The organism is Teredinibacter haidensis (genome assembly GCF_014211975.1).
GTDB lineage: Bacteria > Pseudomonadota > Gammaproteobacteria > Pseudomonadales > Cellvibrionaceae > Teredinibacter > Teredinibacter haidensis.
Map to the genome: position 1 here is coordinate 3,452,843 of NZ_CP060084.1, position 23,812 is coordinate 3,476,654.

Sequence of the window (23,812 nt, forward strand, 5' to 3'; positions counted from 1 at the left end):
CTCACCGACTAAGCCAGACACACTATACTTTCAACCAGTGTAGTGAAATTTAAGCTGTTTTCGAACACACCCAATTCGCTTTTTCAGTAGAAGGAATAAGGCTTTGGATTCAACAGTGAACAGCGATATTTCCGTATTAATTGTCGACGATTCGCTCGCCATTTGCGGCGTGCTAACGGCAATGCTGGCAGATCTTGGGGTGTACAAAGTAGAGAGTTGCCACAACGGTGAAGATGCCTACCACAAAGTCGAAGTAAATCCCGCTGCCTACGATGCCATGTTTGTCGATTTACACATGGAGGGAATGGACGGTCTGGAACTGATGCATAAGCTACACGGGCTGCGCTACCGCGGTGGCATTGTTGTTATGTCTGCGCTGGAAAAAAAGATTCTCGATTTCACCCTGGAAGTTATCAGCAACTACAACCTCCGCGTTCTTGGCTCAGCGGAAAAACCTCTGGAAAAAAATCTCATTGCCTTTATGGTAAAACGCATAAAGAGCTACTACCCAGTTATATCGCGCAAAGAAAAAGTATTGAAACGCCGTGAGGTTTACGACGCAATTAGAAATGACAAGGTTGTCACCTACTTCCAACCCAAAATTTCTGCCGTTAATAATTCTGTGACCGGACTCGAGTGCCTAGCAAGGCTCAAACTAAATAGCTCCGGCATTATTTCACCTGGTGCTTTTTTACCTGTCGCCGAGCGCTTCGACCTTATTGACGCCCTAACGGATGCCATCCTGAACAGTGCATTACCGCAATTTAAACTATTTTGTGAACAACTACAGGTAGACTGTACTCTCGCTATCAATATTTCTCCGCTGCAGCTTTATAACAATTTATTGCCGGAAACCATCAGCGAATACCTACATCGACATGGCGTCGCACAAAAAAACATTATTGTCGAAATCACGGAGAACCATGCCATTCGCGAAGAGATCCAGCTTAAAAATTTAAACCGGCTGCGTATCCACGGGTATCAATTATCACTTGATGATTATGGTGCGGGCTATACCAATTTACGACAGCTTAAAAATTTACCCTTTAATGAAATAAAACTTGATGCGCAATTGGTCAACGGTATCGCTAGAGATAAGGTTTTACGCGTTATGGTTGAATCCATACGCAAGGTTACTCAAGAAATGAATCTTAAACTGGTTGCGGAAGGTATTTCTGATTCTAAAGATCTCATTGTGGTGAACAACATCGGAGTCGATGCTTATCAGGGCTACCTCTTCTGCCGCCCCAAACCCATGAACGAGCTATTGCGCTGGTATCCGCTATGGCAGAAATCTATTATCCCCTGTAACGTTGTTAATTTGCGCGACAGCTAGGGCACATCTGGATAATCCGGTAGCCTAGCAGATTGTTGAAAAACGTAACTAAGGTCGTCAGCGCCAGGCGAAAAGTAAGGTTTATCGTGAATAAATGAGGATTTTTAACTCCGCACAGGCAACGCAGATAATTTTTCAACAGCCTGCTAGGGTTCTTTTATGGTTCTAATTTGAGTCAGCCAAAGCTTATGTAATTCGCTAGGAATAGTGGGCGACGGCTGACTGCTGAAGTTTTCCAGTGAAGCTTTTGCGGATTCACGATCACTCGCTACCGCACCGCCACCCTCAATAAGAGAGATGGATTTATTGGGCGCCCAGATAGGCGTAAGCTCTGTGATCGCACCCTGCTCCGTTTCGATTAGCTCGCCCAGGCGTAGCAAAAACCTCTGAATGTGATAAAGGATTTCCTGCATCATTAGAAACACATCCTCGGCCTCGCGATAGGCATGCTGCAAACGCTGCTCATCCACCAGCTCCAGCCAGCGTATATACGCATCATTGATCAATCCAGACTGATGCATAGAAACCGTAATATGCTCTAACAAACGGCTCAGGGAATAGATACGCGCATTGGCCACATACGCTTGGTTTTGCGCTACAAAAATTTCCGCCTGCTCGACGAAACGCTTGATATAGTAATGACGGTCCTTCACCTGCTTTAAAAAAAGCGGCATTAGCTCTTCCGGAACACTGCACGTTTTTGTAGCGGTTCCCTTGCGCAGAAGCAGCACTAAATCCGCCGCTGGCATTCCCGGGCGGGATAGTTTGTTCATCTGAATAATGGGGATCAGATCGTTGAGGGTTCGACCGCGGGTTTTAAAATGTTTCACATAGATCGCATGGGTACTATCAAGCAAGTGAATCAATTGTCCGAGCGGCCCCAGCTGTTTAGCAATTTTTCGATCTGGAAAGCCCGTGCCATCCACCTCTTCGTGGTGATCCAATACGGCGCGTGAAATACGTGTCGAAACAGCAGGTAAAAAAGCCAGAACTTCATAGCCAATTCTAGAATGCCGCTCCATTTGCGAATAGTCCGCTGAGCTCAACTCCTCCAACTCCTTTAGCGCAGTTGCCGGTAAAAAAAGCAGCCCTACTTCATGCATAAGACCGACGACAAAGGCTTCATATATTTGTTCCTCGCTTTTGCCTTTGCCCCATTCAAGCGCGACGGCAGCCCATGCGCAAAACAGCGAACGCTCGAACTGCCTGGGCAGGCAGTTCGACATCACCCAACTATACTGAGCCAATCCCGGTTGCTCACCCAATCGCAAGCAACTCGTTTCCAGTACATCTGTTATCTCTACTTTTTCAAACAGTTCAGATAAAACCCAGTCATTCTCAAAATAACGCTTTAGTCGCCCCAGTAAATCCGGGCCACTAAAACCATCCCCAATAACAATATTAGCCCCCAACGGCTGCGTTAGATTCTGGCCTTTTAATTGTTTTAATAGCGACGCATTCAAAGGTTGCCCGGCGGGTAATAGTACTTTCCTGGATACGGCCAATATATCAGCGGTAACGAGCATCTCATGTCGCGCTATAAGCGTCAGTAGATGCTCAATATAGACATCATTGAAACATGGCTTGTACTCAGACATACGGGCTAACCCCCAAAAAAGAAACAATCCCCACAAGTATAGTTGGCTAGGCAGAAGTCGACATAGTGCGAAAAGTACAGGATATTTCACCTAAGGTGGCGCGCTGGACTAGGCTTAAAGAAAGATATGGCAATTCTCCATTGCCGAACCATAGATAATTGAACGTTAACATTCACGGCTGATTATTACCCCCGCAAACTCTCCGCGTTACCATAGGGTCAGCTGTTTCGGAGTATTGGTCATTATGGATCACCGCAGATCGGAGCCCCCCCCCAAATCCCTGTGGCACCACCAGGAAGCACAGGACGTATTGAAATACTTGTCGAGCAAAACTTCCGGTTTAAGCCAGCAGGAAGCTTCAAGACGATTGTTAGAATTCGGCGCCAACCAACTTCCACAAACCAAAACTAAAAACCCCCTCTTACGCTTTTTTCAACAATTCAATAATGTTCTGATTTACGTTCTGCTGGTTGCGGGAATAGGTACGCTGCTACTCCACCACTTGATTGATGCCAGTGTTATCTTCGCGGTGGTATTCCTTAATGCACTGATAGGTTTTATTCAGGAGGGCAAGGCCGAAGACGCGCTGCAGAAAATTCGCCAGATGCTGTCTCCCTGTGCGGAAGTGATGCGCGATGGCCATCACCATACCGTCGATGCCAGGGAGCTGGTACCCGGCGATATCGTGATACTACACGCGGGCGACAAAGTACCTGCCGATATCCGGTTACTCTCTGTAAAAAGCCTGCAAGTACAAGAAGCGGTGTTGACCGGCGAATCAGTGGCGGTGGAGAAAGACCTCAACCCTGTCTCCCAGAACGCCGTGCTGGGTGATCGTCGCTGCATGTGTTATTCCGGCACACTGGTCAGCCACGGCCAGAGCACCGGTATCGTAGTCAACACTGGCGCCCATACCGAAATTGGTCGCATCAGCCATATGGTTGCCCAGGTACGCCCCTCAACAACGCCTTTGTTGAAGCAAATGGGGGAATTTGGCCGCTGGCTATCCGCCGCAATTCTGGTGATTGCAGCCCTCAACTTTGCTTTTGGAATCTGGATTCACAGCTATACAGCGTCTACGATGTTTCTCGCTTCCGTCAGCCTCGCTGTGGCAGCCATTCCAGAGGGGCTGCCAGCCATAATGACTATAACCCTGGCCATCGGCGTGCAGCGTATGGCCAGGCGCAATGCTATTATCCGCCGCCTGCCAGCAGTGGAAACCCTAGGCGCCGTTAGCGTTATCTGTTCCGATAAAACAGGAACCCTCACCCGCAATGAAATGACCGTACGCAACGCCGCCACCGCCGAGCACGACTTTGACTTTGAGGGCACCGGATACGCGCCGCACGGCGGCATCCGCCTGAATGGTTGCGATATAGAACCCGATCATGGGCCTGTTTTGTGGAAAATGTTGCACGCCGCTGTACTGTGCAACGAATCCGCTCTGGAAACTCACCCAGAAGACTCTAATCTTTTCCATGTTGCCGGAGACCCCATGGAAGGCGCTCTGCTGATCGCCGCGCTGAAAGCCGGAATTGAATCCGACAACCTCAACAAACAATTCCCTCGCACCGACTTAATACCCTTCGAATCCGAACATCGCTTTATGGCCACCCTCCACCACAGCCATAAGAATGAAGCATACATTTACTTAAAAGGTGCACCAGAAGACGTACTGGCGATGTGCGACTGGCAAAAAACAGTAGCGGGCGATGTGCAGAAACTAGCAAAAAGCTACTGGCTCGAAAAACTGGAGGAATATGCAGCCAAGGGCCAGCGGGTACTGGCACTGGCGATGAAGCCCGTAAACCAGAACCAACGCACACTCAACTTCAAGGATGTTGAAAAGGGCCTGATTATGCTCGGCCTGTTTGGTCTTATCGATCCACCAAGGGAGGAAGCCATTCGCGCGGTTGAACGCTGCCAAAAGGCGGGCATTCGCGTAAAAATGATTACCGGTGATCACGCAGCCACCGCTAAAGCCATCGCCAACCAGCTGAATCTCGCTAACACCGAGGAGGCGCTGATTGGCGAGGATATAATGGCTATGAGCGAAGACGAGCTGCGCAGCAAGGTCGAGAGCATTGATATCTATGCGAGAGTAGATCCCGAACATAAATTGCAATTGGTGAAGCTTCTGCAAGAGCGTGGTTTTATCGCTGCGATGACCGGCGATGGCATTAACGATGCGCCCGCCCTCAAGCGCGCCAACGTCGGTATTGCTATGGGGTGCAATGGTACAGAAGCCGCTAAGGAAGCCGCCGAAATGGTGTTGGCCGACGATAACTTTGCCTCTATCAGCCATGCCGTAGAAGAGGGCCGCACCGTTTACGACAATCTAAAAAAGGCGATTTTATTTATCCTACCCACCAATGGTGGCGAGGCGTTGATAGTTCTGGCCGCCGTTATATTTGGCTTTCAAGAGTTACCGCTCACCCCGGTACAGATCTTATGGGTCAATATGATTACCGCCGTTACCCTCGCCCTCTCGCTGGCATTTGAACCTTCAGAACAACGGGTGATGTCGCGACCACCACGGGACCCAGACAAACCCCTGCTTTCACCCCTGCTGATTTGGCGCATCGCATTTGTATCCTCTATTCTTGCCGCTGGCACCATCGGCTTGTATTTGTGGCAATTAGAGCAGCAACACAGTGTTGAAACGGCACGCACCGTTGCCGTCAACACGCTGGTCATGTTCGAAATATTCTATTTATTTAATTCGCGCTATATCCTGGCATCGGTGTTGAGTATTCAGGGCCTATTTGGAAACCGATTCGTATTGATCGCGATTGCCCTACTGATTTTTTTCCAGCTGTGCTTCACCTACCTATCGCCATTGCAAATACTGTTCGGCACAACCGCCATTAGTGGCCATCACTGGCTAGAGATCATTGCCATTTCCAGCTCTGTTTTTATTCTGGTTGAACTAGAAAAATCCATTATTCGCTGGCGGCGTCCAAACGCCGCGTAGATGGACAAGTATAACGGGCGCTTCAAGCACGCTCGTAAAAACGTATTTTCACGAATTTATAAAATATCTATCGCGGCGCAGTCGGTTAGTAAGAAAGTGAACGTTATTTTTTATCTAGCAAATGTCCCAGTTTGCCGCGCTTGGTATCGAGATAATGCTGGTTGTGTGGATTTCTCCCCGTTTCGTGAGCCTGCCGTTCGGTCACTTCTACTCCGGCGTCTTCCAGCGCTTTAATTTTGCGCGGATTATTGGTCATCAATTTCACACGTTTAATGCCCATTTTTTCGAACATGGGTTTAAGCATGGAATAGTCGCGAATATCGGCACCGAAACCGAGCTGCTCGTTCGCTTCAACGGTATCGGCACCCTTATCTTGCAAGTTATAGGCGCGGATTTTATTGACCAAGCCTATCCCTCGTCCTTCCTGGCGCAAGTAGAAAATGGCTCCTCGCCCTTCCACCGCAATCCGGTGCATGGCCGCCTGTAGCTGTGCACCGCAGTCACAGCGCAGAGAGAAAAGTGCATCGCCCGTCAGGCATTCTGAATGGATGCGAACCAGTACGGGCTCATCGGTCGCCACCTCTCCCATGGATAGCACAATATGCTCTTTATCAGTACTGTCATCGGTAAAACCGTGCATTTCGAACATTCCCCAGGAGGTGGGGAGCTTGGAGGATTCTACATAGTTAACGGTCACTCAATTACCTTCTGCTTCTTCATAGTATTCAATATTTGGCCTGCAGAATCAGAACGCCCTGCTCTACACGCATATTTACGCGACTTAAAAAACTGTTGCCCAATAAAATCTGGCGGGGTGAACTCCCTTCAATCACAACCGCTCGTACATTATTGAGGGTGATTGTGCCAACGATGACCTTGCTCAGATTTATCTCAAAGCCATTGACCATACCGTTGGCGGTGGAGACTGCTTGTCGGTTCCCGTGACGATACTTAACGCCCAAGCTCGTGGCCTGCTGAGAGCTGATAGCAATGGAACTCGCACCCGTATCGACCAAAAACTTAGTCGATCTCCCGTTAATACTTCCCGTGGCAAGGTAGTGGCCATTGTGGCCGCTGGGCAAGCGCACTATGGCTTTATCCGGGGTCTGATACTGCCCACCCACGGCACGAGATAAACGCAATTTATGCCGCTTGCCGTCTATTTCTACCAGCGCAAATTTACTGTTGGATTCGATTAACTTTACGCCTTCCGGCGACGTTTTACCCTGTTTTAGCAAACGCTGCTGGCCATCGATAACGAAAATTGCGCTACCTTTAAATAGGCCCTTAACCTCAACCGCAGGTGACGCCTCCACCACGACCACCTGTAGCAGCAGCCACGCGGCAAACCAATAGTGAGATTTGAATCGCTGAACCATGGTGATCCCTCAACAAAGACAAACGTTTACAGCATACCGTACGCCAGCAGCAACTGCAGTATTACCGCCGCCGCGATACCAGCCATAACGTCATCGACCATAATACCAAAACCGCCGTGTACCTTGCGATCGACCCAGCTGATAGGCCAGGGTTTGGCCATGTCAAAAATTCGAAATAACACAAAGCCCGCTGTCAGAGTTTGCCAGCTAAGTGGAACTGCAATCATGGTAATCCACAGGCCGACAAATTCATCCCAAACAATTCCTTTGTGGTCGTGCACACCCAATTTTTTTGAGGCATAGCCACAAAGGTATATACCAACAAGGGCAGCCGTAAGCACCAGCGCCAAGTAATAAGGCATTGCCAAGGGCGCCATTAACCAGAACAGGGGAACAGCCACCAGTGTGCCCATGGTGCCGGGCACGATGGGCGACAGGCCAGAGCCAAAGCCAAAGGCAAGCAATAAGCGTGGATCACGCATCAGAAGAGAAAACGGAGGATTATCCAAAATGATTATACCCTGTAGCTTGGATCGTAAAGGGTTTGCCCAGCAGAAGACAGTTCACCCCCTGCCCGTGAGTTATTTCACCAATAAGCGTTGCGTCCAGCCCCCGATCGATTAAGCCTTCCATCCCCACCAGATGATCCCGCGGCACGGTGAAACACAACTGGTAGTCATCTCCCCCGGCCAGCGCCCAGTTGTACTGCTGTGTGTTGCTGGCAAATTTGAGAACAGCTGGGGACATCGGTAGGCTTTCCACGTATATTTCGGCCCCCACCTGACTGGCAGCACAAATATGTCCAAGATCGGCCACCAGGCCGTCGGAGATGTCGATGGCGGCGCTGGCCAGTGGCGCCAGAGCGTGCGCTGCTTTAAAACGGGGCACCGGGTGATAATATCGGTTCGTCAGATAGTGGGAGGCTTCGTTATCGGTTTTCAGTGTGCTGTTCAATACGGCCAGCGCGGCAGCACCGTCGCCCAGTGTCCCGGTCACAAAAATCATATCGCCCAGTTCAGCGCCTCCGCGAACCAGGGCTTTATTTGGCTCAACGGCCCCCATGACTTGTATGCTAATCGCCAGCGGCCCTCGAGTCGTGTCCCCACCAACCAGCTCGCAATCGTAATCGCTAGCCACCTGAAACAAGCCTTTACTGAAGGGCGCAACCCATTGTTCATCTGCCACCGGCATCGTCAGGCAGAGGGTAAACCACAGGGGCTCAGCACCCATAGCAGCTAGGTCGGAAAGGGATACACAAAGCGCGCGCGCGGCAATAGATTGGGGATCACCGTTCGCAGGAAAGTGAACGTCTGCTACCAGAGTGTCAACCGAAATTGCCAGTTGCTTGCCAGCGGGCATATTTAGCAGTGAGCAATCGTCACCCACACCCAGAGCCACGGTGTTACACATCACACTGCGCTTAAAATAGCGATTGATTAGCTCGAATTCATTCATGCTGCTACGTTATTTTTTTTTTGCCTCGACTTCCACTTTACGCAGGTCTGCCGCAACCCTATCCAGTACACCATTAACAAACTTATGGCTGTCTTCAGCACCAAATTTTTTCGCCAGATTCACCGCTTCGTTGATCACCACTCGGTAGGGAACATCGACGCGATGTTTAAATTCATAACTGCCCTGACGTAATAACGCCAGAGTGACAGGATCCAACTGATCCACGGTCATCGCTTTCAGGTAGGGCTTAAAACACTCATCCAGCACACTTTTTTCCGCAGCCACTCCGTGAAAAAGTTCATGAAAATACTCTGTATCGACCTTAGACATATCGTTATCCGCATGAAACTCGGCTTCGATAACGTTAATCGGATTACCACTCATCTGCCATTGATAGATGGCCTGCATGGAAAAGTGGCGGGCGCGGCTGCGGGTTGCGGCTGAAACTTTCATTGATTAAAAACCTTAAAAAAACGGAAGATTGGGCTACGCATTGCTAGACCCAATCTGCGGGTATGAAATATGAAGGGAGGGCAGGCTGGATTCAGCAGAGCAAAATCCAACGATAGAACCCGATAAATTAAAGCTTAGCCATAAGCGATACCATTTCCAGCGCAGTCTCGGCAGCTTCACAACCTTTGTTGCCAGCTTTGGTACCAGAGCGCTCAATAGCCTGCTCAATAGAATCGACGGTAAGCACGCCAAAGGTGACCGGCAGTCCGGTGTTCAGCGAAACCTGAGCAAGGCCTTTAGTACATTCACCAGCGACATAATCGAAGTGAGGCGTTCCACCGCGAATCACTGCACCCAGGGCAATAATCGCATCGTATTTTTTACTCTGTGCCAGCTTTTGTGCCGCCAGCGGGAATTCAAAGGCGCCGGGGGCGTAGACAACTTCGATCTCACTATCGGCAATGCCATGACGACGCAAGGTATCCAATGCGCCCTCTTTCAGGTGCTCAACCACAAAGCTGTTCCAACGGCTTACCAAGAGCGCGTATTTTCCTGTGGCTGATTTAAAATCACCTTCAATAACGTTAATGGTCATAGTGTTTTCCGTATTATTCATTCTTCAAATATTCCACAACTTCCAGCTGAAACCCGGAGATTGCATTAAATTTCAGAGGCGCACTCATCAAGCGCATTTTCTTCACGCCTAAATCCTGAAGGATTTGTGAGCCGGTACCGACCTGTTTGTAACCCACATCCTGCTTCGGTCGCAACTGTTTGCCCGACAGCAACCAATCGATACTCTCTTCAATTTCGCTCGTGGTTTCATTATGGCAGATCAGTACCAGAATTCCGGCGCCCTCTTCCGCTACTTTGCGCATAGCTGCCTGAAAATGCCAGGAGGGGTATTCCTGGTTGGCACGTTGTATGGTGAGTACATCTCGCGCAGTACTGCCCACATGCACACGCACCAAGACAGCATCTTCGGGGTTGATCTCACCCTTCACCAAAGCGAAGTGCAGTTCGTCACGGGCAGAGTCTCTATACGTTTTCAGCAGAAAATCACCAAACTCCGTTTGTACCATACGCTCATTAACACAGTTTACGGTTTTTTCGTGAACCAAACGGTACTGAATCAGATCGGCAATGGTGCCGATTTTCAGATTGTGCTGCTGCGCAAATTTTTCCAAATCGCCGCGACGCGCCATTGTGCCGTCTTCATTCATAATTTCAACAATTGCCGCCGAGGGGTCAAAACCCGACATACGGGCGAGGTCACAACCCGCTTCGGTGTGACCGGCACGGCTGAGAACGCCACCGGCCTGCGACATCAACGGGAAGATATGGCCCGGTTGAACCACGTCTTTCGGCTTGGCGCCGCGAGCAACCGCAGCCCGAATGGTGCGCGCGCGGTCGGCGGCAGAGATACCAGTGGTTACACCTTCAGCCGCTTCGATCGACACTGTAAAGTTAGTCGCGTGAACCGCGCGATTATCGCGCACCATTAACGGCAGATCCAACTGGTGACAGCGCTCTTCACTCAGAGTTAAACAGATTAACCCGCGCGCATGGCTAGCCATAAAATTAATGTCTTCAGCCCGTACCTGATCGGCGGCCATGATCAAATCACCTTCGTTTTCACGGTCTTCGTCATCCATAAGGATAACCATTTCACCATGGCGGAAAGCGTCGAGTATTTCTTCAGTTGTATTCAGTTCCATAGTTCTTTACGTCGTTTCCCCAAAAGGGTATTCCAAAATTGGTAAATTGATGATGTCTGGTGAAGCATTACGCCTGTAACCGTCGGTGAGAAAAATACTGGCGCGAGCCCTCGGGAATGGGGTTATGGCGCGCTTCAAGAGTTAATCTGCGTCGCATATGGTCATTGACTCAAATCAGGCTTTTCGCCATCCGTCGCACAGGTTACTTAATGTCATTGCCGCCCGATACATTTTGAAGGCTGGGACCTAGTATTGGCAACTGCGACCCTCGCCACGAGAGGTGTACAGCACTCCCCAGCGATTGATCGTTGCGAGATGACAATGATTTCACCTCTACTTTAAATAACCATTCTCAGCCAAAAACGATTCCGTCATTGAGGCTTTGCCCCCCGATTCCGCAGCTTTGTCCCCCAACAATAAGCGCTCCAGATAACGGGCAATCACGTCTACTTCCAGATTCAATTTCGTTCCGGGCTGGTAATCACCAATAATAGTTTGCTGCAGGGAGTGGGGCACTATGTTCAAATCAAAATCGCAGCCATTTACCCGGTTTACCGTAAGGCTTGTACCATCAACCGTGATAGACCCCTTATGGGCAATATATTTTGCCAGCTCCTTGGGGGCGCGAATCACAAAGTGCTCCGAGCGAGCGTCTGCCTCGCGCGCGATCACTTCCCCCATGCCATCAACGTGGCCGCTGACAATATGCCCGCCCAGTCGTGATTGTGGCATCAGGGCTTTCTCCAGATTCACCCGGGTGCCGGGCTTCCAGTTACCCACGCAGGTGAGGCTCAGTGTTTCGAGCGAAACATCAGCCACATAGCCATCACCGGGCAACGCTACAGCGGTTAAACACACGCCATTGGTCGCAATAGAATCACCAAGCGCCACATCATCCCAGCTCATGCCGGCACTGCGCACCTGCAAGCGCACATCGCCACTGCGTCTTTCTAGACTGACGATTTCGCCTACGGCTTCAATAATTCCTGTAAACATACGTTTTCAGACACTCTTAGGCATCAGGGTCAGGCAGTGCGGTAAAGCGCCAATCTGGCCCAACGGCCCTGACATCGGTAATGGTTAAGTCCAGAGCCCCACCCATGGTGTTGATCGGCAGGCTCAATAGTGGCCGCGCATTGCTGCCCATTAGTTTAGCTGCCATATAAATAATAATCTCATCCACCAGCGCGCGCGCAACGAAGGCTCCAGCCAGTGTTGCGCCGGTTTCCAGTAATATCTCGTTGCAACCCTCCTCACTCAGCTTTTTGAGCAGGGCCCGCAGATCCACGTGGCCGTCTTTTTCGGGTAGCACCCAACAGTTCAGCGAACTTGAAGCAGCCGCTTCGGCATTGCAGGTAGCCACAATGGTTGTACCCGGCTGCTGAAAAATTTCGGCTTTTCCCGGCGAACGAAGCTGGCTATCGACAATCACCCGCAAGGGCTGGCGCTCGCACTCCGGCAGCCGCACCGTTAACAAGGGGTCATCCAATAATACGGATTCAACACCGGTAATGATGGCACAGGAGCGCGCGCGTAAACGCTGCACATCCAGACGTGCAGAGGGCCCGGTGATCCATTTACTGGAACCATCGGCCATAGCGGTTCGACCATCCAGGCTCATTGCCAATTTGCATCGAATATAGGGCAAGCCCGTTTGCATGCGCTTGATAAAGCCGGGGTTTAAGGCTCGCGCTTCATCTTCCATCAACGGGCCATCCACCTGAATGCCCGCGTTCTCGATACAGTCTAAACCGCGGCCTGCTACCTGGGGGTTGGGATCTTCCATACCATAGACCAAACGGGCAATCCCGGTATCAATTAGGGCATCGGCACAGGGGCCTGTTTGCCCTTGGTGACTGCAGGGCTCCAAGGTGACATAAGCTGTTGCCCCTGAAAGCAGCGATTTTTCTTTAACAGCAGCCAGTGCGTTGACTTCCGCATGACCTTCACCGGCCAGGCGATGAAAACCTTCACCAATCACATCACCCGCACTGCTGACCAGCACACAGCCGACCCGTGGGTTGGGTGTTGTCGTATTTAACCCCTGCTTAGCCAACAGCAGGGCGCGCTGCATCTGTTCACGATCAAAAGAGGAAAAACTCATTTGGATATTTTTTCCTGCGGCTCTTTCAGTCGATCAATTTCCTGCTGGAACTCGCTCACATCCTGAAAACTGCGATAAACGGAAGCAAAACGGACGTAGGCCACCTGGTCCAAGTTTCGCAACTCTTCCATTACCCGCTCACCAATCACCAGCGATTTCACCTCGCGCTCGCCCAACGCCTGCAAATAGTGGCGAACATTGTTCAGCGACGATTCGATTGCTTCAACGCTTACCGGCCGCTTTTCCAACGAGCGCTGTAAGCCATTGCGTAACTTCTGCTCATCAAAGGGCTCACGGGTGCCATCCTGTTTGATAACTTTGGGCATTAGCAGCTCGGCCACTTCGAAGGTAGTAAAGCGTTCGCGGCAGGTCTGACATTCACGACGGCGACGAACCTGGCCACCGTTGGCAACCAAGCGGGAATCGATAACTTTGGTGTCGGTTTCGTTACAAAAAGGGCAGTGCATGGAAAAGTCCAGAGGTGTAAAAATACGCGCGCATCTTATCACATATTACCCTGTACTTATCTTCAGTGCCGGGCGCTGATGACCGGCTGTATTTAATCCCAAAAATTTGTCTACCAACGGTGACTTTTCGCTTATCGCGTACGTCTATGAGTCACTTTTATTTATCCTGTTGAATCAAAACCTTTTTTATCAACCAGCGCAGCCACTGACAGCACTGGTTAACGCTAGCTGCCTGGCAGAAAACAGAGACTGAACTATGAAAATCGCAATCCTTTCCCGCAACTCAAAACTCTACTCCACTCGCCGCCTGCAGGAAGCAGGAATTGAACGGGGACACGAGGTCGATATCATCGACACCCTGCACTGCTACATGGATATCACCAAGAGTCGTCCAGCCGTTCGCTACAAGGGTGAGGAATTACCCCTATACGATGCTGTTATCCCGCGCATAGGTGCGTCGATAACCTTCTATGGCACCTCTGTTGTACGTCAATTCGAAATGATGGGCACCTTCTGCGTTAACGAAAGCGTGGCCATTAGCCGCTCGCGAGATAAGTTGCGCTCCATGCAGCTGTTGTCGCGTAAGGGCATTGGCTTGCCACGCACCGGCTTCGCCCACTCACCGGACAATATTAAAGACCTTATCCGCAACGTTGGAGGGGCCCCCGTCGTAATTAAACTGCTCGAAGGAACTCAGGGCATCGGTGTCGTACTCGGTGAAACCGCAAAATCTGCGGAAAGCATGATCGAGGCATTTATGGGCATTAACGCCAACATACTGGTACAGGAATATATTAAGGAAGCTGGCGGCGCAGACATCCGTTGCCTGGTGGTAGGTGGGCGTGTCGTTGCCGCGATGAAGCGGCAGGCAAAAGAGGGTGAATTCCGCTCCAACCTACACCGAGGAGGCAGCGCCGAAATTGTAAGGCTGACCAAAGAAGATCGCGCAACAGCCGTAAATGCAGCAAAGATTATGGGGCTGAACGTGTGCGGAGTGGATTTACTTCGAGCCAATAGCGGCCCTGTGGTGATGGAAGTCAATTCTTCGCCTGGTCTGGAAGGTATTGAAACTGCGACCCAGAAAGATGTTGCCGGCCTAGTGATTGAATTTATTGAAAAAAATGCAAGCCCTCACAAAAACCGCACACGCGGCCAAGGATAAGTGGAACAACGCACTATGGAAACATTGGTTATTGCTGGTAAAACCATTCAGCGCGGCACCGTCACCGAAATTGAAATGCCGGTAGCGCGCCTTTACACGGATACAGAAATATCCATTCCGATCCATGTTATATGTGGCCGACGGCCTGGGCCGACACTGTTTGTCAGCGCGGCCATCCACGGTGATGAACTGAACGGAATCGAAATCATCCGCCGTATTATCACGCGCAAAGGCATTAGAAACCTTCAGGGAACGCTGATTACCGTACCTATCGTGAATATATACGGCGTGTTGAATCAAAGCCGCTATATGCCAGACAGACGAGACCTGAACCGCAGCTTCCCAGGTTCGACCAAGGGCTCGCTGGCCGGTCGTGTTGCCAATTTGTTTTTGACGGAAATCGTACAGAAATGTGATTTCGGAATCGACCTCCATACCGGTGCGATTCACCGCAGTAACTTGCCACAAATACGTGCAGACCTCAGCGATGAGCAAACCCGCGCAATGGCAGAATCCTTTGGTGTACCGGTACTACTTAATTCAACACTACGCGACGGTTCACTGCGCGAGTGCGCGTGTGACTCCGGAACCAAAATACTGCTTTACGAAGCCGGTGAAGCTTTACGTTTCGACGAGCTTTCCATTCGCGCAGGGGTGAATGGCATTCTCAACGTGCTGTCGCACCTGGGCATGATCAAACGCAAGCGCAGCAGCACAAAGTCAGCGCCCTTTGTGGCAGATAACAGCGCCTGGATCCGCGCACCATCCAGTGGAATTGTTCGCGACCATAAAAAACTCGGTGATTTTGTCACCCGCGGTACCTTATTGGCTGACATTAGCGACCCTTTCGGTCGCCCCATCGACAAAGTACTGGCCAATCGCACCGGCGTCATTATTGGCAAGCAAAATATTCCACTGGCACAGGAAGGCGACGCCATGTTTCATATCGCTTTTTTTAACGACCCCGACGAAGTTGCCGAACACATTGAAATTATGCAGGACAACCTCCTGCCCGAAAACAGTGAGCACCCATCACAATGACCGCCATAATCCTTATCGTATTAATCACGTTCTATTGGCTCGGGCGCAAAGCCCTTGATCAGCTGGTACAAAAGATTGCCACGGAAAAGCGCGTTCCTCCGCACCGATCCCAATATATTGGAACCACCTTAAGAATCGGCTGGCTGCTACTGGCAATAAATGCTACAGCGATTGCGATAGGTGTTAACTTTAGTGATATGGGATTCGTTATAACCTCCATATTTGCCATGCTCGGCGTAGCGCTTTTCGCCACCTGGTCCATACTCAGCAACATTACCGCCTCGGTATTCGTGTTTTTCTTTTTCCCTTACCGCCCGGGCGACTGGGTAAAAATTATTGACGGTGATAACAGTATCAGCGGGATTATCAGCGAAATCACTCTATTCCACGTGATTCTTACCGGCGAGGAAGATGGCGTTATTCACACCTACCCAAACTCCATGGTTTTTCAAAAAGCCGTCTCTATTCGCAAGAACCTAAAACCTAACGATACACAAACAGCTCAGCCATCTGCACAACCTGCAGAACAAGAGCCCATTTCAAACGAAATACACAGCTGAGTACCACAATGGACTTGAACGGCAAAACAAACAAAATCCCTGAACCGTTTTTACGCCTGCTCTCCCATCTGGTGCGCCAGCCCTCAGTGGTTGGGGCGGAGCATTCATTTTTTCGTGTACTGCAAAGGGAGCTTGAAGAGCGCGGGGCACAGGTTACCTGGTACGAGGGCCTGCTAGTCGCTCAGGGGAAAAAGCCCGAAAGCCTAATGTTTTCAGCCCATATTGATCGCCACGGCTTGATATGCACCGGCCCCAATGAATTCCAGTACGCAGCCTTTGTTGCCGGTGCGCGCTCGGATTTACTGGGCAATTCAGTGGACGAGCAGCTAATGCGTAAAATCGTCGACCGCTTTCAAAAAACAAAAGTTTATGCCTACGAACCCTGGTCGGGTGCATATCGCGGGCAGGGGCAGATTAAAAATGCCACCATATGCGAATTCCGCAACAACCTTATTTTCGAACTCGAAAATTTGAATCACCTGGTAGCAGGCACTCCAGTTGCATTTACCGATTCCCTGCAAATCACAGAAGAAGCCCTAATCGGCCAACTAGATAACGTGCTAACCATTGCGGCACTAATTTATTTATATGAGCTGGGATTTGAAGGAACTGCATTTTTTACCGCCCAGGAAGAAGCCGGCAAAAGCTGGCGCTACCTACTTGAATGGTTCCGTCGTTTCGGCGGGTCAACCAATCAGTTAATTGTTGTAGACACCAGCCCCTTCCCCGACTTCGACGCCGCCTCGCAACAACATCTGGTACTGCGACACAAAGACGCCAATGCCAGCTTCAACCGCGAGCTGGACTTGCGCCTACAACACGCCTGTGCGGCGCATCAGTACAGTGTTATTTATAAAGATGAGTATGTGGAATCTAAAAATCAGGTACTGCTGGCTCAGGGTTTACCCACAATGTCACTGGGCTCCACCGAAATGGGTCGCATCATATCCGCATCTAACGGTTTGGTTGACGGCACCACCTTGCAAATCCCCACATCCGGCTACCACACTATGGAAGAGTCTGCGCCCATCGCATCGGTGCTTGCTTTTCTCGACATTCTCCAAGCGCTCGCACGTTAAAAGGTAAACGCTGAACATGTTGCAAACGTTGATTATTTTCGACACGTCTTCACACGCCGCATCAACGATTGACGGCGTTAAGCAAATTGAATTCAAGCGCTATTTATCCGAATACCCAAAACTCAAAGAAGGCAAGGTTAGGGTGGTAAATTTGTGTAATACCGATACTTACCTTAGCCGAGGATATTACTGCTCGCTATTGGCTGAAGCTCGCCGCCACAAAGTTTTACCCAGCGTGCACACCATTAATCAATTACGCCAGCTAGAGCAAAACGGCTACACCAATATCGCACTGCAACTACCGGAAAGTACTCTCGCGGAAAACGAAGAGACTCAATTTACGCTCTACTTTGGTTGGACAGCAAAAGTAAAATGGAAAAAACTAGCGAGGCAATTATTTGAGCAATACCCTACGCCGCTACTACAGGTTAGCCTGAAAAAAAGCGAACAGGGTATTGCGCTTGCGTTAAAACGACTATCGTTTAGCGATATATCTCCCGAACAACAACAGCTTGCCCAAGAGCGGTTGGCCAACTTCACCGCATCCAGCTGGCGAACTGCGACAGGAAAAAAACGTTTGCGCTGGGATATGGCAATACTGGTTAACCCGGAGGAAATACTGCCTCCCAGCAATAAACAGGCGATACAGTTATTTGTGAAGGCCGCTGCCAAAGTGGGCATTCAGGCCAATATTATCGATACCCCCAGGTACGGCACCATCGGGCAGTACGATGCCCTGTTTATTCGAGAAACCACAGGAATAGACCACCACACTTATCGCCTGGCATGCGATGCAGAGCGCGAAGGGTTAGTGGTCCTAGACGACCCCACCTCAATTTTGCGCTGCTGTAACAAGGTGTTTTTGCACGATGCCTTCAGCTACAGCCGTGTACCCTCCCTTAAAACGTTTATTACCATAGACGACAGCGAGGAGGAAATTGAAAAAGTAGAAACCGAGTTTGGGTACCCACTGGTTGTTAAAATTCCTGAGGGTTCTTTCTCCCGTGGAGTCTTTAAAGTAAACAACCGAGAAGAACTCAAAAGCACCCTCAAACAAGGTTTCACCTCCTCTACGCTACTACTGGTACAGGAATATATGTACACCGAATACGACTGGCGAATTGGAGTGCTTAACGACCGCCCCCTTTATGCGTGCAAATACCATATGGCGCGCAATCACTGGCAAATTTACAACCACCAATCTAAGCGCAATCAATCTGGAGGGTTCGAAACCCTGCCCACATTTGAAGTACCAAAATCGGTGCTGGATGCCGCCGTTCGAGCCTGTAAAGTCGTAGGCAACGGCCTGTATGGGGTGGACGTAAAACAACACGCTGGCGAAGCTTACGTAATAGAGGTTAACGATAACCCCAGCATAGAACACAAGGTTGAAGACGCCTACCTGGGTAACGAGCTGTATATGCAAATTATGACCGAGTTTGCCCGCAGACTCGAAAGTCGCGGGCTTTAACCGAGAACAGATAAGGGTTTAATTAAAAATCCCTTAAAAATGCGACGGTAGATTCAATACGATCTCGACGGCAATGAGCAGTATAATAATCCACTCCAAAAATGATGAATGCTTGTGGTTCTGTTCACTTGCCAGCATGTCCAGCAGGGTGTGAATGGTTTCCAGTTTGTGATTCAATAATTCAACTCTGGCGACCATATCGAGGTATTTGGCCACCGAAAGATAGTGCCCTTCCAGCTCCGGAAAATCCCAAAAAAATTCCGGAGTATCGAGCAGGTTAAAATTTAATAAAATGTCGCTGCGTGTATCAAATAACTTACCGCGCAATTTGGATAGAGATTTCCGCGATAGTGGAATTCGTCCGGTATCGGCCAAGACTTTCGATAGGTGGGCGTTGTCTGCAATAACCGTTTGCGCCACCGTTTCAAACACACTCAGCTTCGTTGACTGAGCAAAACCGTGGCTTACCGATAGGCGCAGTAAATAGCTATTATCCGGTAACGTTAGCTGATCGTTCTGCACCCTCACCGGGTTGCCCGGCTCAATTGAGAAAGGGAATTGCTCAAATACCCGCTCCGACATAGGCTCCACAATATAAGGCGAGAGCTGATTAAGTAGTTTCTGCTGATCGTTCTCGCTCACCCCCCAGCAAACCAAAACACCGTATTCAAACAGCCACACTTCACCCTCCATCATATGGATACGGAAGGCATCTCGGTAACGCACACTCTTGTAATTAGTTTGTAAAAATTCTTGGATATCCGGCGAACGGAATTCTCTGCAACACACTAAAACATCAACAACGTAGTTATGAAAATCAACAATATCAACGTTCATCATCACTCTCGCTTAATGGCGACTGCAGTGCGCAGCCTATGGTGACCAAATACAGACATCTTTTCAAAATCGTCGCGCGCTATAGGCATATATTGGCAATCCAGCGCTACCTGCGTTTTTTCGTCAAAGTCCGGATCGTGCATATAAAAACAAAATTCATCTACTCCGGTAAGCATTACCCAGTGCGGCGCCTTGCGGCCATCGAGCCGATAGGTGCTAATTAAAACAATCACCGCGTAACCCTGCTGCAACCATTCACTCAACATCTGCTGGGTAATGTCCAAATAGCAGATCTCTATCTTCTCGTTAATCGCCCTCTGCAGAAATTGACGATCCACAGCAATCATTAATTCTTTTTTATGTTCAGTACGTACACTATCAATAAAAAGTGGGTCTCGGGTGTTCAACGCCACACGCGTAGTGAACCCCCGCTGTCTCGCTGCCAGAGCCAACCCTAATGGGTGGCAACCACCGAGACCGGAAGTCATAAATATGGTCGTAGCCTCGCGCCAGATATCCAGCTCTAGCTCACGGCAAAAGTGCCACTGATCTCTCTGGCTGGCCATAGCCATCATCAGCGCGGCAGGCCCGCAGGTGAACTCTGTTGTTTGTGCATACCAGGGAAAGTGACGCGCATCGTCATCAAGGCGGCAGGCGCGAATTGATTTTTGCATTCGCAGCGCATTACTATGGTCTTCATAGTAGTTACAGTACTCCGCGAAAATTCGATACCCTTCACGCTCATATAGCTGGATCGCGGCTTTGTTTTCACTGGAGACTTCCAAACGCATAAACAGTCGTTTATGGTCAACAGCCAAAGCTTCCAACAACTGTAATAATTGCACCGCCAACCCTTCACCGCGATGTCGAGAGGCAACTGCGAGCGAGTACAGTCGCGCAAGCCGGGTTCCACGTTGAAGAATTACAAGTCCATAGCCTACAACCGAACTCCCTTTCTCCGCGACAATGAGCAAACCGTTTTCCGCATTTATCCAATGGCGAAAGCGACGGCGACTGAGCCTGTCACCGTCAAAACATTCCTGCTCTACCGCAAGTAATGCATCCAGATCCGAGAAAACGGCTGGGCGCAGAAGCAATTCTGCTTTCACCGGCATATCACATTTACTCAACGATTAAATTTAACCACGCTCCTCTTACTTCCGTGCCCACCCAATAGCGTATCCTCCGACTGAATTTTAAACGTTATCATCTTAGTTACGCTTCTGGGTTACGCGCTGAAATGGTATCGAAACCGCTGCGTAAGTGAATATCCCGCTGTGGAAAAGGAATTTCTATTTTGTATTTATGGAAGGCATCATCAATGGCCCATAGATAATCAGACGTGAGCGTAGTAGGCGCTTTAACTTGTTCCGGCGACACCCACACACCCAAAACAAAATTCAGGCTGTTATCACCAAAGCCGGTCATCCACACGATGGGTTCACGCCCTTTCTTTGAAAGGGTATAAGGTACGCTGATTGCGGCCTCGAGAACCGCTTTTTTAACCAAGCTTTTATCGGAACCGTAGGCCACACCGAATGGAATACGAAAACGACGTATATTTTCTTCAAGCGTCCAATTGGTAACCATACCGCCAATAAGCTCTGCGTTAGGCACCAATATATCGACATTATCATTCGTACGAATTAGCGTTGAACGCATATTAATTTCAAGCACTTCGCCCACGACACCCGCTGACAGCTCTATAAAGTCCCCAACCTTTAAACTTCGCTCAAGCAAAATCACCAAGCCAGACACAAAATTGTTAACAATATTTTGCAAGCCTAAACCGATACCAACACCCAGCGCACCGGCAAGTATCGTCAGCTTACTTACATTGACGCCCAGGGCAGATACGGCCATTAAAAAGCCAGCTGCCAAAATAAAGTAATGCAGTATGCGGCCCAAGGCATACAACTGGGCCCCTGTCATGGCCGCGCCTCGCCCATATAGACGTTTTAGCCCGCGCTGAACGATTTTTGAGGCAACAAACGTAACGATAATAATGAGAAAAAAACTGAGCAGCCGCGCCAAGGTAAAACTAAAATCGCCAATCCGAATTAGTTCAAACTCCAACCAAAATAATGTCATATTGAGCGCCCTCTATATCCAACTTTTACGTCTAAAAAAAAGCAGCAACGTTGCTGCCAAAAATGCCATTACCCCCAAAAGAACAAAATACGAGTAGCGATACCCCAGCTCTGGGATATACTCGAAATTCATTCCATACAGGCCGGCTAAAAAACCCAGCGGGATAAACACCGCTGTAATAACGGTCAATACACGCATTGTCACGTTCAGCCGATGTGACGCAATTGACAAATAGCCTTCTATTAAATCGCCACAAATATCGTAGTGCATTTGCACCAAAGTATAGAGGCGGACAAAGCGTTCGTGTAAATCATTTATCTCGTGATGAAAAGCCTGAAAACTCACCGAGCAAACATTTTCCGTTTCAACCCCTAAAGCTTCCGTAATCCCTTTATGGTAGTCAAAGACTCGGCGCAACTTCAACAAACGGGCCTTATACAAAGTTAACTCAGACAGCAATACATCGTCGCCATGAGCTTGCATTTCATCTTCAAGATCACTTAAACGGGATTCAAATTCCAGTACATTATCCAAATAGACAGAGGAAGACGCATGGAGAATATTCAATGCAATATGCATGGGCAGCAAATCATCACCGCTATCCATATTGAATTTCTTATGTTTTTTTAGCCTCTCTGGATCGTCGACTATACTCATAACCTCAGCCACACCTAGTGATTTACCTCGGTGCAGGGTAATCAAATAATTTCTCCCTATAAACAGAGAAATTTGCATATGACCAAACTCAAGATTGCCGGCTACAGAGGAAATACCCCGGTAAAGAATAAAAGCGTAGTCATCAAAAAATTCAATTTTTGGCGGATGCCTTTTTCTTAACGTGTCCTCTACTGCAAGAGAGTGAATATCAAAATCGTTGAGAACCGAAATCACCTCTTCATGCTGATCGACATTAATATCAACCCATAATGTCGCACCGCAATCGCGTGACCACTCATCACGAACACGACTGTAATCGATAGGCACCACCCCAGTTTTATTGAACAAATAGGCCGAATGCATAATATTACCCTCTATTTTAATGACCCGTGGCTTCAGCTTTTTCCTGCGCCGCGCCAATCCCCTTCATTAACCTGCCCAATATATCGGCTCCCGTGATGATACGACGCTGGTTTCCCGACCAGACTAAAATGATATCTTGATCGAGAACATCATCCGAGTGTGTTTCACTTTCTTGCGCATCTTTTAAGAATTGCATTGCACCACCGAGCGTTACTTTCAGATCTTCGATAACGACCGGGCGATGGCAATAACTATAGATATCAGTTTTCCCCGTATCCAATACTGCGGATCGAATAAACCCATCGGCATCCAGCACCAACCTTGGATATTCATTTTCATCTACCACCACAACCCATTTATGCCCAGACTGATGTATCACTTTCAGAAAACCATCAAACTCCTCTTCGCCTTGCTCGGGGAATATTGGCAGATCGAGCTTGCAGGGACGAGCGATAATACTGGCAGGATCTAGCGGCTCCCCCTCCTGGGTAACCGATATTTCATCTACAGAGAGAAAATTCAGTGCACCAACACCCTCCACATGAACAACTTCAGCTTCGTCCGCCTCCACGTGCGCAACGATAAGTGCTTTAAGCTCTTTCTCCCGGAAGTAAGTAATACCTTCCCGCCCGAGCCAGCCATCCAGAATCAGCGATGTAAACTTTGCCACTGGAAATAAAATAATCTGATAAAAACGAACTATAGGCGTAAGGAACGAAGCCACTTTAAGCGCATTACGAGAAAAATAGGCCTGTGGAAATATTTCACCTAAAAAGGTAATGGCAATTGTCGAGAATAGAAAAGCGTAAACACCCACCAAAACAGAATCGGAAAGCAGCGTAAGCATTACGTTAATCGAAACATTGCCCCAAAGAATCGTGGCCAGTAAGAAATTGGAATCCTCGCGCATAGCTAAAATTTTGCTGGCATTTTTATTACCGCGCTTTGACTCAACCTCCAACTGCAATCGGCTTAAGCTAAACAGAGCTAGGTTCAGCCCAGAAAAAACAGCGGACTGGCTAAGGCAAAACACGATCCCCATCCAGGCAAAAATCTCATGAGTCATT

23 protein-coding genes are annotated in these 23,812 nt (G+C 49.2%); 7 read left to right on the top strand and 16 right to left on the bottom strand.

Going from position 1 to position 23,812, the window contains the following annotated elements:
• The first annotated feature begins 103 nt into the window (after positions 1-103).
• Positions 104-1,336 carry an EAL domain-containing response regulator gene (locus H5715_RS13785; protein WP_246434550.1) on the top strand — a complete coding sequence of 411 codons (1,233 nt, stop codon included), beginning with the start codon at positions 104-106 and terminating at the stop codon, positions 1,334-1,336.
• A gap of 146 nt (positions 1,337-1,482) precedes the next feature.
• Here H5715_RS13785 and H5715_RS13790 read toward each other — a convergent pair whose 3' ends face one another.
• A complete protein-coding gene (locus H5715_RS13790; protein WP_075188252.1) occupies positions 1,483-2,934 on the bottom strand; it encodes an HD-GYP domain-containing protein in 1,452 nt (483 codons plus the stop codon).
• Between the two features lie 244 nt (positions 2,935-3,178).
• Between H5715_RS13790 and H5715_RS13795 the strand changes: the two genes are divergently transcribed.
• The gene (locus H5715_RS13795) at positions 3,179-5,908 is read left to right on the top strand and encodes a cation-transporting P-type ATPase (RefSeq protein WP_075188253.1); all 2,730 of its coding nucleotides are present in this window, start codon (positions 3,179-3,181) and stop codon (positions 5,906-5,908) included.
• Between the two features lie 103 nt (positions 5,909-6,011).
• Here the strand turns inward: H5715_RS13795 and ribA are convergent, their stop codons facing one another.
• The 10 genes from ribA to nrdR form a co-directional block, all read right to left on the bottom strand.
• Positions 6,012-6,605, bottom strand: a complete 594-nt coding sequence (gene ribA / locus H5715_RS13800; RefSeq protein ID WP_075188254.1) for a GTP cyclohydrolase II — start codon at positions 6,603-6,605, stop codon at positions 6,012-6,014.
• Between the two features lie 28 nt (positions 6,606-6,633).
• The gene (locus H5715_RS13805; protein WP_075188255.1) at positions 6,634-7,287 is read right to left on the bottom strand and encodes a retropepsin-like aspartic protease family protein; all 654 of its coding nucleotides are present in this window, start codon (positions 7,285-7,287) and stop codon (positions 6,634-6,636) included.
• Positions 7,288-7,313: 26 nt separating this feature from the next.
• Entirely contained in the window at positions 7,314-7,796 is a 483-nt protein-coding gene (locus H5715_RS13810) for a phosphatidylglycerophosphatase A family protein (protein WP_075188256.1), read from the bottom strand.
• Positions 7,789-8,742: a thiamine-phosphate kinase gene (gene thiL / locus H5715_RS13815; RefSeq protein WP_075188257.1), complete on the bottom strand. Its 954-nt coding sequence runs from the start codon at positions 8,740-8,742 to the stop codon at positions 7,789-7,791. The genes H5715_RS13810 and thiL overlap by 8 nt, the downstream gene beginning before the upstream one ends.
• Positions 8,743-8,751: 9 nt before the next feature.
• Positions 8,752-9,195, bottom strand: coding sequence for a transcription antitermination factor NusB (gene nusB, locus H5715_RS13820; RefSeq protein WP_075188258.1), 444 nt, complete (start codon positions 9,193-9,195; stop codon positions 8,752-8,754).
• A gap of 127 nt (positions 9,196-9,322) precedes the next feature.
• Positions 9,323-9,790 carry a 6,7-dimethyl-8-ribityllumazine synthase gene (ribH, locus tag H5715_RS13825; protein ID WP_075188316.1) on the bottom strand — a complete coding sequence of 156 codons (468 nt, stop codon included), beginning with the start codon at positions 9,788-9,790 and terminating at the stop codon, positions 9,323-9,325.
• Between the two features lie 13 nt (positions 9,791-9,803).
• Positions 9,804-10,913: a bifunctional 3,4-dihydroxy-2-butanone-4-phosphate synthase/GTP cyclohydrolase II gene (ribBA, locus tag H5715_RS13830; protein ID WP_075188259.1), complete on the bottom strand. Its 1,110-nt coding sequence runs from the start codon at positions 10,911-10,913 to the stop codon at positions 9,804-9,806.
• A 333-nt stretch (positions 10,914-11,246) separates the two neighbouring features.
• Positions 11,247-11,909, bottom strand: coding sequence for a riboflavin synthase (locus H5715_RS13835; protein WP_075188260.1), 663 nt, complete (start codon positions 11,907-11,909; stop codon positions 11,247-11,249).
• Positions 11,910-11,925: 16 nt separating this feature from the next.
• The gene (gene ribD / locus H5715_RS13840) at positions 11,926-13,017 is read right to left on the bottom strand and encodes a bifunctional diaminohydroxyphosphoribosylaminopyrimidine deaminase/5-amino-6-(5-phosphoribosylamino)uracil reductase RibD (protein WP_075188261.1); all 1,092 of its coding nucleotides are present in this window, start codon (positions 13,015-13,017) and stop codon (positions 11,926-11,928) included.
• On the bottom strand, positions 13,014-13,484 hold the full coding sequence (gene nrdR / locus H5715_RS13845) for a transcriptional regulator NrdR (RefSeq protein ID WP_075188262.1): 471 nt from the start codon (positions 13,482-13,484) through the stop codon (positions 13,014-13,016). The genes ribD and nrdR overlap by 4 nt, the downstream gene beginning before the upstream one ends.
• 256 nt (positions 13,485-13,740) lie before the next feature.
• On the opposite strand from nrdR, the gene rimK reads away from it, so the two are divergent.
• From rimK to H5715_RS13870, 5 genes are read left to right on the top strand one after another with little or no spacing between them, the layout of a single operon-like run.
• Positions 13,741-14,646 (top strand): 30S ribosomal protein S6--L-glutamate ligase, encoded by a 906-nt coding sequence (gene rimK / locus H5715_RS13850; protein WP_075188263.1) that lies wholly within the window; start codon positions 13,741-13,743, stop codon positions 14,644-14,646.
• Between the two features lie 15 nt (positions 14,647-14,661).
• A complete protein-coding gene (locus tag H5715_RS13855) occupies positions 14,662-15,687 on the top strand; it encodes a succinylglutamate desuccinylase/aspartoacylase family protein (protein ID WP_075188264.1) in 1,026 nt (341 codons plus the stop codon).
• Positions 15,684-16,247: a mechanosensitive ion channel family protein gene (locus H5715_RS13860; RefSeq protein ID WP_075188265.1), complete on the top strand. Its 564-nt coding sequence runs from the start codon at positions 15,684-15,686 to the stop codon at positions 16,245-16,247. Before H5715_RS13855 ends, H5715_RS13860 begins: the two co-directional genes overlap by 4 nt.
• 8 nt (positions 16,248-16,255) lie before the next feature.
• Positions 16,256-17,326 carry a peptidase M42 gene (locus H5715_RS13865; protein WP_075188266.1) on the top strand — a complete coding sequence of 357 codons (1,071 nt, stop codon included), beginning with the start codon at positions 16,256-16,258 and terminating at the stop codon, positions 17,324-17,326.
• 16 nt (positions 17,327-17,342) lie between these two features.
• On the top strand, positions 17,343-18,797 hold the full coding sequence (locus H5715_RS13870) for a RimK family protein (RefSeq protein ID WP_075188267.1): 1,455 nt from the start codon (positions 17,343-17,345) through the stop codon (positions 18,795-18,797).
• Between the two features lie 33 nt (positions 18,798-18,830).
• On the opposite strand, the gene H5715_RS13875 is transcribed toward H5715_RS13870, so the two are convergent.
• From H5715_RS13875 to H5715_RS13895, 5 genes are all read right to left on the bottom strand, one after another.
• Positions 18,831-19,637: an RMD1 family protein gene (locus tag H5715_RS13875; protein WP_083608282.1), complete on the bottom strand. Its 807-nt coding sequence runs from the start codon at positions 19,635-19,637 to the stop codon at positions 18,831-18,833.
• Entirely contained in the window at positions 19,637-20,749 is a 1,113-nt protein-coding gene (locus H5715_RS13880; protein WP_075188268.1) for a GNAT family N-acetyltransferase/peptidase C39 family protein, read from the bottom strand. The genes H5715_RS13875 and H5715_RS13880 overlap by 1 nt, the downstream gene beginning before the upstream one ends.
• A 100-nt stretch (positions 20,750-20,849) precedes the next feature.
• Entirely contained in the window at positions 20,850-21,725 is an 876-nt protein-coding gene (locus H5715_RS13885) for a mechanosensitive ion channel family protein (RefSeq protein ID WP_075188269.1), read from the bottom strand.
• A gap of 12 nt (positions 21,726-21,737) precedes the next feature.
• On the bottom strand, positions 21,738-22,745 hold the full coding sequence (locus H5715_RS13890) for a magnesium transporter CorA family protein (protein ID WP_075188270.1): 1,008 nt from the start codon (positions 22,743-22,745) through the stop codon (positions 21,738-21,740).
• Between the two features lie 16 nt (positions 22,746-22,761).
• The gene (locus H5715_RS13895; RefSeq protein ID WP_075188271.1) at positions 22,762-23,811 is read right to left on the bottom strand and encodes a DUF21 domain-containing protein; all 1,050 of its coding nucleotides are present in this window, start codon (positions 23,809-23,811) and stop codon (positions 22,762-22,764) included.
• Position 23,812 lies beyond the last annotated feature (1 nt).